17 protein-coding genes are annotated in these 17,751 nt (G+C 42.3%); 14 read left to right on the forward strand and 3 right to left on the reverse strand.

What is annotated here, in order from left to right:
* Positions 1-450 precede the first annotated feature (450 nt).
* From NSA57_RS11785 to NSA57_RS11795, 3 genes are all read right to left on the reverse strand, one after another.
* The gene (locus tag NSA57_RS11785) at positions 451-1,605 is read right to left on the reverse strand and encodes an IS91 family transposase (protein WP_257464937.1); all 1,155 of its coding nucleotides are present in this window, start codon (positions 1,603-1,605) and stop codon (positions 451-453) included.
* On the reverse strand, positions 1,598-2,473 hold the full coding sequence (locus tag NSA57_RS11790; protein WP_257464938.1) for a tyrosine-type recombinase/integrase: 876 nt from the start codon (positions 2,471-2,473) through the stop codon (positions 1,598-1,600). The genes NSA57_RS11785 and NSA57_RS11790 overlap by 8 nt, the downstream gene beginning before the upstream one ends.
* Before the next feature lie 583 nt (positions 2,474-3,056).
* Positions 3,057-3,590 carry a helix-turn-helix domain-containing protein gene (locus NSA57_RS11795; protein ID WP_257464939.1) on the reverse strand — a complete coding sequence of 178 codons (534 nt, stop codon included), beginning with the start codon at positions 3,588-3,590 and terminating at the stop codon, positions 3,057-3,059.
* Positions 3,591-3,898: 308 nt separating this feature from the next.
* On the opposite strand from NSA57_RS11795, the gene NSA57_RS11805 reads away from it, so the two are divergent.
* The 14 genes from NSA57_RS11805 (at position 3,899) to NSA57_RS11870 (ending at position 17,705) form a co-directional block, all read left to right on the forward strand.
* On the forward strand, positions 3,899-4,216 hold the full coding sequence (locus NSA57_RS11805; protein WP_257464941.1) for an Arm DNA-binding domain-containing protein: 318 nt from the start codon (positions 3,899-3,901) through the stop codon (positions 4,214-4,216).
* On the forward strand, positions 4,194-4,331 hold the full coding sequence (locus NSA57_RS11810; RefSeq protein WP_257464977.1) for a hypothetical protein: 138 nt from the start codon (positions 4,194-4,196) through the stop codon (positions 4,329-4,331). Before NSA57_RS11805 ends, NSA57_RS11810 begins: the two co-directional genes overlap by 23 nt.
* A gap of 67 nt (positions 4,332-4,398) precedes the next feature.
* Positions 4,399-4,638: a complexin-2 gene (locus tag NSA57_RS11815; protein WP_257464942.1), complete on the forward strand. Its 240-nt coding sequence runs from the start codon at positions 4,399-4,401 to the stop codon at positions 4,636-4,638.
* 190 nt (positions 4,639-4,828) lie between these two features.
* Positions 4,829-5,056: a DUF5348 domain-containing protein gene (locus NSA57_RS11820; RefSeq protein ID WP_257464943.1), complete on the forward strand. Its 228-nt coding sequence runs from the start codon at positions 4,829-4,831 to the stop codon at positions 5,054-5,056.
* A gap of 219 nt (positions 5,057-5,275) precedes the next feature.
* Positions 5,276-6,694 (forward strand): plasmid recombination protein, encoded by a 1,419-nt coding sequence (locus NSA57_RS11825; protein ID WP_257464944.1) that lies wholly within the window; start codon positions 5,276-5,278, stop codon positions 6,692-6,694.
* Positions 6,695-6,816: 122 nt separating this feature from the next.
* Entirely contained in the window at positions 6,817-7,377 is a 561-nt protein-coding gene (locus tag NSA57_RS11830; protein ID WP_330671339.1) for an RNA-dependent RNA polymerase family protein, read from the forward strand.
* 219 nt (positions 7,378-7,596) lie between these two features.
* Positions 7,597-8,202, forward strand: a complete 606-nt coding sequence (locus NSA57_RS11835) for a helix-turn-helix domain-containing protein (protein WP_257464946.1) — start codon at positions 7,597-7,599, stop codon at positions 8,200-8,202.
* Positions 8,203-9,259: 1,057 nt separating this feature from the next.
* Positions 9,260-9,820 carry a hypothetical protein gene (locus NSA57_RS11840; RefSeq protein ID WP_257464947.1) on the forward strand — a complete coding sequence of 187 codons (561 nt, stop codon included), beginning with the start codon at positions 9,260-9,262 and terminating at the stop codon, positions 9,818-9,820.
* 13 nt (positions 9,821-9,833) lie between these two features.
* Positions 9,834-10,316 (forward strand): RNA polymerase sigma factor, encoded by a 483-nt coding sequence (locus NSA57_RS11845; protein ID WP_257464948.1) that lies wholly within the window; start codon positions 9,834-9,836, stop codon positions 10,314-10,316.
* Entirely contained in the window at positions 10,309-11,061 is a 753-nt protein-coding gene (locus NSA57_RS11850; RefSeq protein WP_257464949.1) for an anti-sigma-I factor RsgI family protein, read from the forward strand. Before NSA57_RS11845 ends, NSA57_RS11850 begins: the two co-directional genes overlap by 8 nt.
* 310 nt (positions 11,062-11,371) lie before the next feature.
* Positions 11,372-12,652, forward strand: coding sequence for an ABC transporter substrate-binding protein (locus tag NSA57_RS11855; protein ID WP_257464950.1), 1,281 nt, complete (start codon positions 11,372-11,374; stop codon positions 12,650-12,652).
* A gap of 264 nt (positions 12,653-12,916) precedes the next feature.
* The gene (locus NSA57_RS11860; protein WP_257464951.1) at positions 12,917-13,813 is read left to right on the forward strand and encodes a carbohydrate ABC transporter permease; all 897 of its coding nucleotides are present in this window, start codon (positions 12,917-12,919) and stop codon (positions 13,811-13,813) included.
* The gene (locus NSA57_RS11865) at positions 13,806-14,645 is read left to right on the forward strand and encodes a carbohydrate ABC transporter permease (protein WP_147600200.1); all 840 of its coding nucleotides are present in this window, start codon (positions 13,806-13,808) and stop codon (positions 14,643-14,645) included. The genes NSA57_RS11860 and NSA57_RS11865 overlap by 8 nt, the downstream gene beginning before the upstream one ends.
* 30 nt (positions 14,646-14,675) lie before the next feature.
* Entirely contained in the window at positions 14,676-17,705 is a 3,030-nt protein-coding gene (locus NSA57_RS11870; protein ID WP_257464952.1) for a beta-galactosidase, LacZ type, read from the forward strand.
* Positions 17,706-17,751 lie beyond the last annotated feature (46 nt).

The following is a 17,751-nucleotide window of genomic DNA, read 5'->3' on the forward strand; positions in this document are numbered from 1 at the left end:
ACTGGTGACAGAAAGTTAAGCAAGTGAGCGTCAACTGATGTGAGCAATCTGGTGACAGCTCATGAAATCACTAACACGAGTATCCTGACAACCGCTTGTGATAACAGAATGATAACAAAATATAAAAAAATTGACAATTTTTAAAACCATGTTATACTTCTTAAGTGAAGTATCATATTCAGAGCAGTCAGAAAAGAGCAGTTCTGAACAAAAGCAGAACTGCTCTAAATGTGATTCTTCAAAATTGTACCAAGCCGCGGACTGATAGCCAGGATGTATATGGGGAAAGTATTCTTTTCATCTGGTGAAATTGTCGTAAATGGAAGCCGGGATGCAGGTGTTTCTAATGATAATCATGATAACCTGGAAGCCATTTTTGAAAAAAGGCATGCTTTTAAAGCCTTCTTCCGGAGGCTTGTTAAAGAAATATTTAGCAGAAACAGTTGCAGGTCAGGAAGTACCATATGTCTTTCCTATGTGCTGCATGCGTTGGCAGCCACATTCCGGGCAGATGCAGATATCCACTTTCCAGACTGCTTTTAGCAATTCAGCCATGGAGAGTCCTGTGTATCTGGCATGGAAACGCTGATGCCCCTGCAGAGTAAAGATTAGTTTCAGGTTTTTACTCTTGTACCGGTTATTCAGGAAGCCGTAATAGCGGATCTTTTGGAAGCCGTCAGGAAGCACATGCATCAGATACCTGCGGATGAATTCCGTATTGTCCAGAGTGACAGTCCTGCGTGGTTCTCCGGGAGCTTTCCCTCGGGCTGAAAATGTTACTTTCCTGTCATCAACAGACAGGATACGGCTGTTTGAGATGGCAACTTTATGGGTATACCTGCCAAGATACTCGATCGCGTTGCCAAAACCGTTAAAAGTTTCTTTGATATAGGGACACCATTCCTTACGGTACAGGTTGTCCCGGAATTCCGACCATTCATAGGAATTCCGGAGCTTTTCGCAGGAAGAGGAAAACACAAGCTGCTGCTCTTTATAAAGGGAATCCAGCCCGGCAAGATATTTTCCTTTAAATTTATCCCTGAGGACGCCGGCTGGGATAAAAAACTTCTTTTCCGATACCCGTATCTTATGCTCCGGTGTAAGGCCGCCGCCGGAAATAATACAGTGCATATGTACATGGTAATCCAGTTCCTGGTTCCAGGTATGGAGTACCTGGATGATCCCGGGTGTTGCACCGAGCCACTTTTTATCAGCAGAGAGCTCTAAAAGTGTCTGGGCGTAGCATCTGTGCAGGAGTGTATAGAGAAGCTGCTGGTTACAGTAGAGCAGGGGATTAAGTTCATGTGGAAGTGTAAAGACCACATGGAAGTAGGAGGCGTCGATGACTTCCGCCCGGCGCTTATCCACCCAGATCTCCTTGTTTACCGCCTGACAGTTGGGGCAGTTACGGTTCCGGTAGGAATTGTTGTGGAATTCAAGGTGTCCGCAGTCCGGACACTGGGAAATGTTGATCCCCAGTGCCCCGGACTTGCAGGAAAGGATGGACCTGGAAGCTTTCTGCTGTACAAAAGAGGGACGGGATCCCTGGTCCAGGAAATCCTGATAGGAGTTTTCCGAGATACTTCGGATCTTCGGGTTATTCATCCAGCATCCCTCCCATCTTTTCAAAGGGGCTTGGGGAAGAAGAAAAAGCCCCAGAAGAAAGGTGGACGTAGATGGCAGTGGAATTGATGCTTTTATGTCCCATAAGGGCTTTGAGGGTAAGCAGGTCCGTCCCGTCCTCATAATGATAAGTGGCAAAAGCATGCCGGAAAGTATGGCAGGTAAAGCGGTGTTCCCATCCCAGTTCCTTCTCGTGGGAACGGATGTAATCCGGGATACGCTGGTGGTCGATGGGCCTGGAAGGATCCCTTTTCTGTGGGAAAAGGAAATCCCGGGGCCGGTCCTGCCCGGGCAGGGAATACCAGTACCGGAGGATGAGCTGCCAGGCGGTCTCAGAGAGCTGGGCGTATCTGGAAGAACGGCTTTTGGAAGAACGGATGAGGATCCTTCCGTTGGAATGTTCAATATCACGGCATTTTAAATGGCGTACTTCCCCAATGCGCAGACCGGAAGAAAACATCAGGCAGAGAAGTGCTTTGAATTTCGGGTCTGTAATTGTAGAAAGGAAGGTCTGCATTTCCTGCCTGGTGGGAACAAAAGGCAGATAGGAATCAAACTTCCGGAATGGAAGCTGGTACGGATCCCAGGTCCTGCGCAGGACATAAGTGGTAAAAAAACGCAGCTGGGAAATACAGGCATTGACGGTACGGTCAGAGAGCTGCCGTTCCTTTTGAAGCCAGCGGATAAAATCCCGCAGTTCGGCCCAGGAAACCTCCTCCGGGGATTTGCCGAGGATATCAGAGAGATATCCCAGGTAAGCGGAGATGTAGGAGGAATAAGCTGTGAGGGTATGGTCGGTAAGACCACGGAGGGAGATCATCTCCCGGTACTGTTTTAAATAATCGTCCATAATAGAACCTCCTGAAATAGAATGAAATATTTGGAAAAATACGAACGGTCCTATTTTCAGGAGGAGGACGATAAAAAAATATATAAAATTGAAATATGTGGTTGTTGAGTTTAAAAATCCATGGTAACATAAGCATAGCAGTTTTCTTGTATTGTTTTAGGTTGTCTTGTGGTGATTCAACAATAAAACATATATAAAAAAACTGCTACTTTTATTTTCTAAAAAATGAAATTTTAAGAAAAAAGTAGTGGTTTCACGTACTTAGGGCTAGCCGCCGCGCTAGCGGCTTGGTACAATATAAATATAACACAGTTAGTAACAGGATTTGGTTCGATTCCAAACACCATCAAACCAATATTGGGAGCATTGTCGAATTGCCTAGTTTCTGGATTGATTTATGATGCAGTTAAACATATTTGCAAGAAAGGACTTGATTCGATGAGAAAAGAATATATATTATTATTTGGTCTGGGAGTATGCGATGGTGAGGTGTAATGGTTGCACGGTTTAACATACTAAGCAGACTCCCACCCAGACCACCAAAAGTTCCGAGCTCAAAAGGGCTCTTTTATTTTGCAAAAAATTAAGTCAGATTATACGTTTTAATCTCATTTCCTTCGGTTCCCTTTTTGATTACAGTATGACAACCTATCGTGGTTCCCATTGCACGTAATTTCCATTCTTCCTGTGTAGCGTTCAGCTTATCCAGTTCTTCCTGTCTTTTATCAGCATCTTCAATAGCTAATATTTCAGTTTTTTCCTTTTCATAGACATTTTTAAATTGACACCATTTCCTGAAAAAGTCCTGCATTGTAGGATTATTGAATGTCAGCGCAACCTTCTGATCAGGTGTTTCAGCAAGTGAGAGGTTCACTGAATCATCAATAGAAAACAACAGAGAGAGTACATCTCCGACTGTTTCAATATTAAAATCCAGAAAAACACTTACATTTAATCCCAGTGCAGTTGCTATCTTTTCTAACTGATCCGGTTTTGGATTCCGGATTCCAAGTTCATATTTTCTGATCGTACCTACGTTAATGCCGGACAGCTCGGCTAACTGTATCTGACTGTATCCTCTAAATTCCCTGAATGCCCGGATTTTTTTACCTACCATAATGCTGCCTCCTTAATAATATTTGTAATTCTATTCTAGCACAAAAGTGAATTATAGTAGAAAACATCAAAAGAGTCACAAAAGTGATTGGAAAGGAGGACAATATGAGAACTAATTATATGATGACTGTTGATGATGTCATGGAAGAATTAGGTGTGAAACGCAGTAAAGCATATTCTATTCTGAAGTAGTTCAATGATGAACTGGCAAAGGAAGGATATGTAGCAGTTCGTGGAAGATTCCACGTCCCTACTGGGAAACAAAATTTTATGGATGCTCTCAGAGAGCAGTATGAAGGAGGTTTTTAGATGCCAGCTTACAAGGACAAAACACAGGGAACCTGGTATGTAAGCTTCCGTTATATTGACTGGACAGGAAAGAAAACACAGAAGCTGAAAAGAGGGTTCAAGACAAAGAAAGAAGCATTGAATTATGAAAAGGAATTCATAAGAAAGACTGCAGCGGATATGAAAATGGAGATGGGAAGTTTCATCGAAGTTTATTTTGAAGACAAGAGAAAAGAATTGAAAGAAAATTCAATCCGGAATAAGCAGCACATGATGAACAAACACATTGTTCCTTATTTTGGAACAAGAAAAATGAATGAAATCACAAAAGAAAATTGAGGAAGAAGCAGAAAAACTGGGAATTAAAAAGAAAACACTGAGAAATGCAAAAATGGAACTGGGAATAGATTCCGTAAAACGTGGAAATCAGTGGTATTGGATGTTGTCAGAGTAGAAAAGGAAGATGGCAAGATGACCATATTTTAAGAATAGGGCATCTTGCCACCTTGAAAGGAGATCAGATGAAAAATAGAAATGTGCAGATTCCATATGAGTTATTCTTTCAGATTTTGCAATATTTTTTGATGGAGAATTACGAGGGCGAAGAAAGAATAAGGAAAGGATTAGAAAAGAAACTGAATGCAATGATAGATCGGGAGCTATACAGCAGGTACAAAACAGCACTAACAGAGGAAGAAAGAGAAAAGTCCAGGCAGGAATACCTGGAAAGGAAGGGAATACCGGAAAACTTTCGTTGGTAGAGATTCTTGCTGATCACTTTATAACAGGAGCGTGTCACGCACCTGTAAATATCAGACAAGGCGAAAGCCGGTAAGATACAGACGAGAGGTTATAGATTACCCGATTGTTTATAGGTAAATTATAGGTTGCGAAAGGGAGCCCTGAATCAGGGCGTCCTTACAGTAGGACAATAGAAAGGAGCATACAGCAATGAGAGAAGGAAGATTAGGTTATAACAGCAGTAATGACAGATATGGTTTATTGTCATCAGATTTATGGATTGATACAGGATTTCATTGTGGGGAATGCCTGGAAGTACTGATTGATGATCAGTGGGTTCAGACCAGAATGGAGATGAATCCGGCAAGGGAATGGTATCTGGTAGGAACACCGTACTGCGGAGATTTGGAATATATCTGGGCGAGAATACCGGAATAGGATATGCGGATACATACCGCAGGAGAAATAGCCCCCGGCAGGGCGCAAGGGTACTTTTGATGGACGGTACGGCTGTCGAAAGTGCTTTTGCGTTACTTTTGACAAAAGTAACAAAACCGCCGTATCCGGCGAAGATTTCTTATAATCGCAATAGTTGGCGGAAATACAAATTATGTGCCATATCTGGCACGCTTTTTAGAAGGAGAGGTGAGGAGCATAATGATGAGAAGAACGATCAGCGGCATGATTGGAGCTGGATCGCTGGCTCATAACAGACGGGATTTTGTAGCTGAAAATGTAGACCCAGACAGAGTACACCTGAATATCTGTTACCAGAATGAAAATCTGAAAGAAGTATATAAAGAGTTGTTTGATGATTCTGTGGAACGGTACAATGTGGGAAAAAGAAAGGACCGGCAGATTACAAATTACTATGAAAAAATTCGTCAGGGAAAGCAGGAAAAGCTGTTCCATGAAGTGATTTTCCAGATTGGAAATCGAGAAGATATGGCTGTGGGAACGACAGAAGGAGACCTGGCGGTAAAAGTACTGGATGAGTATGTAAAGAATTTTCAGCAACGAAATCCAACACTTCATGTATTTAGCTGTTATCTGCACCAGGATGAAGCTACACCGCATCTGCATATTGATTTTGTTCCTTATGTAACTGGCTGGAAAGGGAAAGGAATGGATACCAGGGTTTCACTGAAGCAGGCATTAAAAAGCCTGGGATTTCAAGGCGGGAACAAACACGATACAGAGTTGAATCAGTGGATCAACCATGAAAAAGAAGTGCTTGCAGAGGTTGCACGACAGCATGGAATTGAATGGGAGCAGAAAGGGACACATGAGGAGCATCTTGATGTTTATAATTTTAAGAAGAAAGAGCGTAAAAAGGAAGTACAGACACTGGAACAGGAAAAAGAATATCTCACTGCTGAGAATGAAGGACTGATTGCACAGATTGCGGAAGTAAGAGCTGATATCCAGCTTTTAAAAGATGATGAGGAGCAGGCAGTTAAAGATAAAGAGGAGGCTGAGAAGCGTGCGGAAAAAGCTGAGAAAGATCTGCACAATCTGGAAGAACGTAGAGAGCGGTTACAACCGGTAATGGATAATGTCAGCAAAGAAATAAAGGAATATGGGACAGTAAAGACTTTACTTCCGGAAGCTGGTGCATTAGAACGTGCAGCAACTTACCGGGATAAAAAAATAAAACCACTGTTTACCCAAATGAAAAATAAAATTGCTGCAATGGCTGCCCAGGTCAAAGAACTTACAAAAGAAGTAGAAAATTGGAAACACAAATATCAGGAAATCAAGCAGGCATATAACCGAGTGCAGAGAGCGTTAGATACAGTGCGTGAAGAAAAACAGCAGTTATCTGAGGAAAAACAAGAATTGCAGGGTGTTTCCGACAGATATGACCGGGTAGTGCGTGTTCTTGGGGAAAATGTTGTAGAGGATGCGGTACAGCAAGATATACGAGAGCAGAAAGCGTTAGAAGAAAAAAGACAAATGGAGCAAATGCCCAAAGGAAGTATTCACGAAAGATTGGCCTGGGGTGCCCGAAAGAGTGAAATGGAGAATCAACAGCGTAAGAAAAATAAAACACAAAACAGAGGAATGGAGAGATAAGACGATGAAAAAGCACATTTATGATGAAAGCAATGGATTAAGCTACACACTGCATGCATAACGTGTTAACGCTGTGGTTTAAATTTGTGGTGAAAAAGACGTTAAAAGGAGACTGTTTTCTGGTGAATTTTGCAGATGATTTTGTAGCTGGATTCCAGTATAAATCAGAAGCAGAGTGGTATTATTCAGCCCTGAAAGAGAGGATGGAACAATTCAATCTTGAGCTGGAAAGCAGTAAAAGCAGGTTGATTGAATTTGGGAGATTTGCAGAAACCAACAGACTATCCAGAGGAATAGGTAAGCCAGAAGCATTCGATTTTCTAGGTTTTACTTTCTATTGCGGAAAAACGAGAAAGGGAACATTTGCATTAAAGTTGCAGACATCTCGAAAGAAGTTTGAACGTAAGCTGAAAGAATATAAACTATGGATATATGATAATCGGAACCGTCCGGTCAGAGAAATCATAAAAGAGCTGAATGTAAAGCTTGTAGGTCACTATCGCTATTATGGAGTAACATGGAATTATAGAAGATTATGTGCATTCTTACATAGAGTACAACAATTCCTGTTTAAAGCGGTAAATCGTCGAGGTTGCAGAAGAGCCTATACATGGGGTGGTTTTTGGGAAATGCTAAAGTGTTATCCGCTTACGAAACCAAAGACGTACTATTGCTTATATTAAAGTGAATGTTATTATGAGGAGCCGTATGCGGGAAAGCCGCACGTACGGATCTGTGAGGGGCTAAAGTTGCAAGGCTTTAGTCTACTCGACTGTATAATTGAAAAAATGAAAAACGCATAGACAACTGTGTCTATTAGTGAAAATACGACATTTCTCGCTTTGTGTCGTGTTATTTGCAGATAACAGATTCTATATTTGATGATGAAAGGAGGAGTTGAGGTGGACCAAGTAAAAATCGGGAATTTTTTAAAAAAACTTCGCAAAGAAAAAGGCATTACACAGGAGCAGTTGGCAGAAATATTAAATGTCTCTGGAAGGACCGTATCCAGATGGGAAACCGGAAACAATATGCCGGATATCAGTATTCTTGTGGATATTGCAGATTATTATGATATCAGCATTCCTGAGATTATCAGTGGAGAAAGGAAAAGCGAGATGATGAACGAAGAAGAAAGAAAAATTGCTAAAACAATGTCAGATTATGCAACTACAGAGAAAGAGAAGATTTTTAAGGAAATGAAGCTCCAAAGTGTCATGGGAGTTTGTGCATTGGTTCTATACTGGATTCTGCATGAAACAGGTGCATATATGTATAATGATGTGTTAGGAAAGCTTGCCGGCTATTGTGAGACCTTGGTATCTGTGTCAGTCATAATGATGGCAGCATTTACGACAGGATCTTTAAGCAAGGTGCGGAGCAAGAGTAGGAAAGTTTTTGTGTTCGAAAATTTCCCAAAACCTATGCAATTAGTTGTAACTGCAGTTGTTGCTTTTGGCGGAGCTGCTGTGACCAAGCTGGTACTGGTGTATTTTTTGGGCTTATAAGTATTTTCAAATTCGTATTACATACTATGGAAAAAGAACTTTTTGACATTTCCACAGATGCGTGCTAATATGATTATAGAAAAAGAGTGCTACCGATAGACGGTTAGTCCGTTTTACTATTTAGAATATCTATCAAAGATAACCGCTTAGTTTACCAGACCAGGGCGGTTATTTTTGTGGTTTATGATTATCTTTGCCTAATGTATATCCGATACTAAAGCAGGTTAAGCCGAAGCTCACTACTGCTATGAAGTCAACAATACTCATTGGCTTAGCCCTCCTTTCCAGTGGATTCCCTTTCGGGTTTCTATGTAATCAGAGGGTCACAGGTCTCCGTTTCACTTCGGTCGTTGCAAAACGAGTGCCACTGGCACTCTGCAACCCTCTGTTGAAGGACTAACCGCCTACCGTTATGGTAGCACCCATGTTTCGATTATAACAGTTAAAAATTACCGGTGCAATATAAAGTTGGTAGAGAAGTATCTAGTATCTACAGAAGAGAATCGGTTTGAGTATTCTCCGGTGCCAAAACGGTGCCAAAACGGTGCCAAGAAATCAGGCAAATCAAAATAGGTGGTGCAATTCAGCCGTTTTTCACTGTATTTTGGAGAGAAAACATAAAAAATATGAGGTAAAACGGGATTAAAGTATCGTGAAGGCGGACGTACTGTAGGATCAGGCCGTGTTGCTACAGTTATCGAGTAATATTCGATAAGCAATGAGCAGTGTAGGGACGAGGAAAATATCCGATGCGAGTTTACTCGTATGAGGATATTTGACGAAGGACTTACAGGGCGAATGCCCGACCGAGATGAAGCGTAGCGGAATCGAGGTGTACTGCGAATAGAATAGATAAATTATATATAGTGTTATCGTAAGATAACTTTGTGTCCAAGCGTAAGATTACCCCGGAACCGTAAGGTTTCCGGGGTTTTTCTGTTATGTGGAAATATGTTATGTGAAATAAACAATCCTGAAATGAATGGATTTTCCCTTTTTAATCGTATTATAGATGAACAGGTAATATTCCATAATGAGATTAAGGAGGAACTTATTTATGAAAAAAAGGATTAAAAAAACAATGCTTGGTATTTTTGCAGCAGGAATGGTATTATTTATTGGAACAGCTATGGCTTTTGCAGGAAGCCACAGGGGTGGCGGACACCACAGAAATATCGGAAATGATGGTATTTGCGGAAATCGCAGTGTATGTGCAGAAGAGAATTTCTGCCAGAACATAAATGGCAAAAGATTTATGGATACCAATAATGACGGAATTTGTGATAATTGTGACACAGTTTCAAGAGACTGTCTCTGTGGAAGAGAGAACAACGGACAAAACTATACAGATACCGACAACGATGGAATCTGTGACAACTGCCACGTAGCTTCAAGAAATTGTCTCTGTGGAAGAGAGAACAATGGACAAAACTATACAGACACCGATAATGACGGAATCTGCGACAACTGTAATACAGATTCAAGGGACTGCCGTTGTGGAAGAGGGAGCAACGGACAAAACTATACAGATGTCGATAATGACGGAATCTGTGACAATCGCACAGTAAAAAAAAGCTCAGGTGGAAGGAGAGGCTTCTGCGGCAGAAACAAAAAATAACAGGTGATTTTTCATGCGGAATGAACAGGAAGTAAACAGGGCGGTGGAGGAATATTCGGATATGATACGCCGTCTCTGTATGATACATTTGAAAAACTATGCGGATACTGAGGTCATATTTCAAACAGTGTTTTTAAAATATGTCCTTAGTTCTGTTGTGTTTGAAAATAAAGAGCATGAAAAGGCATGGTTCATCCGCGTGACCATTAATGCCTGTAAAGATCTGCTGAAAAGCTTTTTCCGCAGTCGTATTACTTCTCTGGACGAGATTTTGGAGCAGGCTGCGGATATGCAGGAGGAAAACAAGGAGGTTTTGGAGGCCGTTTTATCACTTCCCTCAAAATACAGGGATGTTGTTTATCTGCATTATTATGAAGGGTATACAGCACCGGAAATTGGCAGACTTTTAAAAAAGAATGTAAATACAGTTTATACTTTGATGACTCGTTCCAGGCACCTGCTGCGGGAAAAGCTGGGAGGTGATGTAGATGCGTGAAAAAATAAAACAGGCTTTTGACCAGGTACAGGCAGAGGATGGCTTGAAACACAGTACCAGTGAGTATATTTTTTATAAAACAAGGGGATATACGCAGACAAAAGCTGTGAATTACAAACGCGTGCTTTCTGTGGCCGCATGTTTGCTTCTTTTGTTTTTAGGAGGCAGGCAGTTTTATTTTATTCCCACGGTAAAAATCAGCATCGACATCAATCCATCAATGGAGCTGGGCGTCAACCGTTTTGACCGGATTGTTTCCGTGGAAGGTTATAATGATGATGGAAAAAATCTGGCAGATGAGCTGGATATTAAGTTTATGGATTACAAAGAAGCAGTTGACCGTATTATGGAAAACAGAGAAGTCGAAGCTTTACTATCTCGCAATGAGATCATGACTATATCCGTTGCGGGAAAAAATGAAGTACAGTCCACAGAAATTTTATCTAATATAGAATCCTGCACGGAAGCTCAGAAAAATACTCATTGCTATTACGCATCTTCTGAGGAAGTGGAACAAGCTCACGAAGCAGGACTTTCTCATGGAAGATACAGGGCGTTTCTGGAACTGCGGGAGCTTGACTCTGATATAACTGCGGAGGAACTGCAGAATATGTCTATGCGTGAGATATGGGACATGATTGAAGAATTATCAGGAAATGAAAGTGATAGTTTTTCCGGAGCCGGCGGAAAGCATAGACAGACAGATCAGGACAGGCAGGGAAGAAACGAAGGAAAACAAAATTGAGGAAATTTGAAAAAGTGTATAAATCCTCATTATTTTGTCTTTATGAGATGCATATATAGAGTCCAGAATTTCTTTATGTTCGCATATTACAGATTTTGTTATTCAAAATTTTGTATTTGTTCATGTATAGAGATCAATCTTAAAATAATCCCAATTTATAAAAATAATCCAAATTTACATTTGCAGCAACCAAAAATCCAAATAAAGTCCAAATTCCGGTGAAGATTCTATTAAAAGTTTTTGAATAAACTATGATAAGATAGCATCATCAAAAGAACAGTGGATCAAACGTGATTAAGGAGGAAAAATTATGAAACTGAAAAGACTGGCAGCGGTTTTACTTGCAGGAACCATGTTGTTTGGAGCAACTGCGACTGTAAGTGCAGAAGAGAAAGCAGCAGATGAGATTACAATCTGGGCATGGGATGAGGCATTTAATATCAAGGCTGCAAATGTTGCAAAAGAAATGTATGCAGAAACAAATCCTGACGTGGAAGTGAATGTTGTAACAATGGCTCAGGATGATATTGTTGCAAAATTAAATACAAGCCTTGCTTCCGGCTCTTATGAAGGTCTTCCGGATATTGTACTGATCGAGGACTACAGAATCCAGGGATACCTGAACGCATACCCGGACGAGTTCGCAGTTCTCTCTGATATTGCTTCTCCGGATGAGTTCGCAGAGTATAAAACAGGTGTAAACCAGGTTGACGGAAAAATGTACGGAATTCCTTTCGATTCCGGTGTAGCGGCAGTTTTCTACCGCACAGACTACATTGAAGAAGCCGGATACACAGCAGAGGATATGCAGGATCTTACCTGGGACAAATACATTGAGATCGGCCAGGCAGTTCAGGAAAAAACAGGCAAATATATGCTGACACTTGATCCAAGTGACCTTGGACAGATTCGTATGATGCTTCAGAGCGCAGGCGCATGGTATACAGACGCTGAAGGAAACGTGACAATTAAAGATAACCAGGCATTAAAGGATGCCATCAACACATACAAAAAAATTGTTGATTCCGGAATTTCCAAGCAGGTTGCAGACTGGGATCAGTTCGTAGGCGCATTTAACAGTGGTGAAGTTGCTTCTGTACCGACAGGATGCTGGATTTCTCCTTCTGTATTAGGCGCAGAGGATCAGAGCGGCAAATGGGCAGTAGCTCCATTCCCGAGAATGGCAGAAAATGAAGCTTCTGTAAATGCATCTTCCATTGGCGGCGCCGGCTGGTATGTACTGAAAAATGTAGGTCATGAGGACGCAGCTAAAGCATTCCTGAAAGATACCTTTGCATCTAATGTGGATCTTATGAACCAGCTTGCAGTTGACATTAACCTTGTCAGCACACTGAAAGCTTCCAGCGAGGCAGAAAACTACAACAAGGGTGTTGAGTTCTATGGCGGACAGGAAATCTTTAAGGATTTTGCAGAGTGGACAAATGAGGTTCCGGCTGTAAATTACGGAGAAGATACCTATGCAATCGAGGATATTATGACAGAGGTGGTTCAGGCAATTGTAGGCGGTGCAGATGTGGATGAGACACTTGAGATGTATCAGACACAGATTGAGGGCGCTGTTGCCAACTAATATATGCTGGTACAGAAGAGGGGCAGGCATGTGATTGCCTGTCCCTTTCTCATTTAGCGGAAAAGCAGTACATTCCGTACAAATATTCCCGGTAAAAAAACTTCCGCAAGGATACGGCCGGATATATACGGAATATGCCTGTCTGTGGCAGTCTGCATCTGGCGAGCAAAGAGAAGCAGATTCCCTGAGAATTAAGGAATCTGGGGAGTTCGAAGAGAACGGGTCTGCTTTGTCCGATAAAAAGGAAATTTCAGGAGGAGCATTATGAGTGGAAACATAAAATCAAAACGCAGCTACAGTCCAAAGCTGAACCGAAAAGCCTGGACATTTGTGCTGCCCGGTCTGGCGCTTATTATTTTGTTTGTATTTTATCCGATGATTCAGGCTTTTATCACATCTTTTCAGACCGGGGCAGGAAATCAGCTTACCTTTAACGGACTTGTAAATTATAAACGATTGTTTAACGATCTTACATTCCGAAAAGCGCTGACCAACACGCTTCTGTATCTGGTGATCCAGGTTCCGATCATGATCATTCTGGCTCTGGCTATTTCATCTATGCTGAACACCAAGGGACTGAAAGCCAAGGGATTTTTCCGGACAGCGATCTTCCTGCCATGTGTAACTTCCCTTGTAGCATACTCTATTATTTTTAAAAGTCTGTTTGCTACAGACGGATTTGTAAATGCGCTTCTTATGAATCTGAATATTATCAGTGAACCCATTGCATGGATCACTCATCCGGTTTGGGCAAAGGTTCTGATCATTATTGCCATTACCTGGAGATGGACCGGTTATAACATGATCTTTTATCTTGCCGGACTTCAGGGAATCGATGATTCTATTTATGAGGCGGCTGAGATCGACGGAGCAGGAGCATGGCAGAAATTTAAGAGTATTACCGTTCCTATGCTGAAGCCGATCATTCTTTTTACAACCATTAATTCAACTATCGGTACCTTACAGCTGTTTGACGAGACTATGAACATCACGCAGGGCGGTCCGGCAAATGCTACGATTACGATCTCTCAGTATATTTACAATATTCTGTTTAAGTATTCACCTGACTTTGGCTATGCGGCTGCAGTTTCTTATGTAGTGGTTGTGCTGATCGTAATCCTGTCTATGATTCAGATGAAAGTGGGGGATAAAAATGACTAAAAAAGTGCTTCGGACTTTTCAGTATATATTTTTAAGTATTTGTGCTTTTGTTTCGATTTTTCCGTTTTTCTGGATGATTATTGCGGCAACAAATAAATCTGTAGATGTAACAAAGGGAACTCTGATGCCGGGCAGCTATTTTATGGAGAATTTAAAGGCAGTCCTCAGTTCAGACCTGCAGTATACCACTGCGTTTAAAAATTCTCTTATAATCTCTGTAGTGACTACAATTCTGGCTATGATCGTTTCTTCAGCAGCAGGATATGCTTTTGTTATTTACAGATCAAAAAGCAGAGAGCGTGTGTTTAACATTATTCTTTTATCCATGATGGTTCCTTTTGCTGCGCTGATGGTTCCTCTGTTCCGTTTGTTCAGCAAGTTTAACAGTGTCCCGCTGTTAAAAACCATTGCGCTGAATACTCCGGGGGCTGTTATTGTAATCGGAATCTCCACGGCATTTCTGATTTTCTTTTTCAGACAGAATACAGAAAGCTTTCCCAAGGAACTGATCGAGGCAGCCAGAATCGACGGTGTGGGAGAGCTTGGGATCTTTTTTAAGATCTTTATGCCGACTATGAAATCTACCTATGCTGCGGCAATTATCGTAACCTTTATGAACAGCTGGAACAATTATCTGTGGCCGCTGATCGCTCTGCAGTCTCCGGAGAGAAGGACCCTGCCTCTTGTTATTTCTGCAATGGGCTCCTCTTATACGCCGGATTATGGTATGATGATGACAGCAGTTGTGCTGGCTACTGTTCCTACCGCTTTGATCTTTTTCCTGATGCAGAAGCAGTTTGTGGCAGGCATGACCGGTTCCGTAAAAGGATGATAAACAGAAATATTTGGAGGGCAGCAGTTTATGAGAATAACAGAAGCATCGTTGGAGTGGCTTGAAAATCCGGGAATTTTTCAGGTAAACCGCATAAAAGCACATTCGGATCATTTTTTCTATGAGAAGGAAACAGAAACTTCGCTGAAAGAAAAAATGCCTTTGCGCCAGTATCTGAACGGAGAATGGAGCTTTTCCTACAGTGAGAATCCGGACGGAAGGGAAAAAGATTTTTACCGGGAAGGCTATGACATCAGTCATTTTGGACGGATTCAGGTTCCAGGTCATATCCAGACCCAGGGCTATGACCATATGCATTATATTAACACCATGTATCCCTGGGACGGACAGGAAGAGCTTCGCCCTCCCAGGATTTCCAGAGAATACAATCCTGTGGGAAGCTATGTAAAGGAATTTGAACTGGAAGAAAGCCTGAAGGGAAAGAAACTTTTTCTTTCCTTCCAGGGTGTGGAAGCTGCCTTCTATGTGTGGCTTAACGGAAGCTTTGTAGGGTACAGTGAGGACAGCTTTACCCCTGCTGAGTTTGACATTACACCTTTTATAAAGGATAAAAAGAATAAGCTGGCAGTAGAGGTATATAAAAGATGCAGCGGAAGCTGGCTTGAGGATCAGGATTTCTGGAGATTTTCCGGTATTTTCAGAGATGTATATGTGTACGCGGTTCCGAGGATCCATGTGCAGGATCTTTTTGTAAAGGCAGAGCTGGATGACAGCTATGAAAAAGGTGTTTTTTCCGCAGAATGGGAGCTTCTGGGCTATGAGGAGGGCGCAGAGCTTGAGCTTGTTCTGGAAGACCATAAGGGTGAGGTACTTTATAAGGAAAGAACAGCTGCGGGCAGCGAAGGTGTGAAGGCCCGAGAGGTTGGAACAGTGAGGCCTTGGAGCGGGGAAAATCCGTATCTTTATACTCTGTATGTGAGGATTTATGACGGTAATGGCAGGCTGATCGAAGTGGTGAAAGAGACAGTGGGCTTCCGTCGTTTTGAAATGAAGAACGGACTTATGCTTATTAACGGAAAGCGTATGGTGTTCCGGGGTGTGAACCGTCATGAGTTTGACCGCAGAAAGGGCAGAGCCATCGGGGCGGAGGAAATGCTCTGGGATATCCGTTTTATGAAGCGTCATAACATTAATGCAGTGCGTACAAGCCACTATCCAAATCAGAGTCTCTGGTACAGGTTTTGTGATGAATATGGAATTTATCTGATTGATGAGACGAACCTGGAAAGTCATGGTTCCTGGCAGAAAATGGGAAAGTGCGATCCTTCCTGGAACGTGCCCGGGAGTCTGCCGGAGTGGAAGGAAAATGTTGTGGACAGAGCCTGCTCCATGCTGGAACGTGACAAAAATCATCCGTCTGTGGTGATCTGGTCCTGCGGAAACGAGTCCTATGCAGGAGAGGACATTCTGGCAATGGCTGAGTTTTTCCGCGAAAGAGACAATACAAGACTGGTACATTATGAGGGCTGTGTGTGGAACCGTGAATATGCGGACAGCACAGATATGGAATCCAGAATGTATGCAAAGCCTGCAGAAATTGCAGAATACCTGGATTCAGATCCGAAAAAGCCCTATATCAGCTGCGAATATATGCACGCTATGGGAAATTCCTGCGGCGGAATGAAATTGTACACAGATCTTGAGGACAGATATGAGAAATATCAGGGTGGATTTATCTGGGATTACATTGACCAGGCTGCAGAGCGTGTCAATGAGTTTGGGGAAACCGTACTTTCCTATGGTGGAGATTTTGATGACCGCGCTTCTGACTATGAATTCTGTACAAATGGAATTGTATACGCAGACAGAACAATTTCTCCAAAGGCTCAGGAAGTGAAACACCTTTATGCTCCTGTAAGATTAACCCCTGACAGAAATGGCGTGTGTATTGAAAACAGAAACAATTTTATTTCCACAGAGGAATATGAGTTTTTCTGGAAACTGCTGAAGGACGGTCATGTGATAAAGGAAGGAAACTTTTCAACAGAGGTCAATGCTCTTGAAAAGAAATACAGAGCAATTCCGGAGCTTGATTCTCTTAGTGAGGAGATGGGAGAATATGCACTTCAGGTTTCCGCCGTTCTCAGCCGGGAAAAAATATGGGCAGAAAAAAGTTTTGAGGTCTCCTTTGGTGAGTATGTGTGGAAAATGAAAGAACAGCAGAAAAATTGTGTGGATAAAAAGCTTCAGATTATTCATGGTGATGTGAATATCGGAGTAAAAGGAGAAAACTTTACAGCCATGTTTTCCAGAACAGAGGGGGGGATTGCTTCTCTCTGCTACAACGGAAAGGAATTTATCACCAGACGGCCCCGTGTCACCTACTGGAGAGCCCTTACAGACAATGACAGAGGCTGCGCTCTTGGCTTTGACAGCGGCTACTGGCAGAACGCCGGACAGTACCAGAAGGTCAGTGATGTGCAAGCGGAGGAAAGAGAAAATTCTGTGACTGTGACCTTTAAGTTTGCAGTGCCTGTTTCCGGAGAAGTGGAATCCAGTGTTTCCTATTGTGCTTTTGCAGATGGAACCATAACAGTTCATGCGTCCTATAAAGGAAGAAAGAATCTGCCGGATCTGCCTGCCTTTGGTATGGAATGGCAGTTTAAAGAGGCCCTTCATAATTTCCGTTATTATGGCTATGGACCGGAGGAAAATTATGTGGACCGTATGGAAGGCGCAAGGCTTGGTATTTACAAAAATACGGCAAAAGGAAACATGTCCGGCTATCTTGTTCCTCAGGAGTGCGGAAACCGTGTGGGCGTGCGCTGGCTGGAGGTAATGGACGACAACGGAAAAGGTCTGCGCTTTGAGGCGGAGGACAGACCTTTTGAAATGAGTGTGCTTCCATACAGCGCAGCGCAGCTTGACAGCGCGTCACATCTGGAGGAGCTTCCGGTTCCTCATCATACCTGGGTCCGTATTCTTGCGGCGCAGATGGGAGTTGGCGGAGACGACAGCTGGGGTGCTCCTGTACATGAGCAGTACAGAATAGCTTCTGATAGAAATATGGACGTTGTATTCCGTATTAAACCAGTGTAAAATAAAAAAAGATTTGTAAATGATTTAAAAGAAAGGAAGCGTCAGT

Origin of the sequence: Blautia caecimuris (genome assembly GCF_024622975.1) — a bacterium.
GTDB lineage: Bacteria > Bacillota > Clostridia > Lachnospirales > Lachnospiraceae > Blautia_A > Blautia_A caecimuris.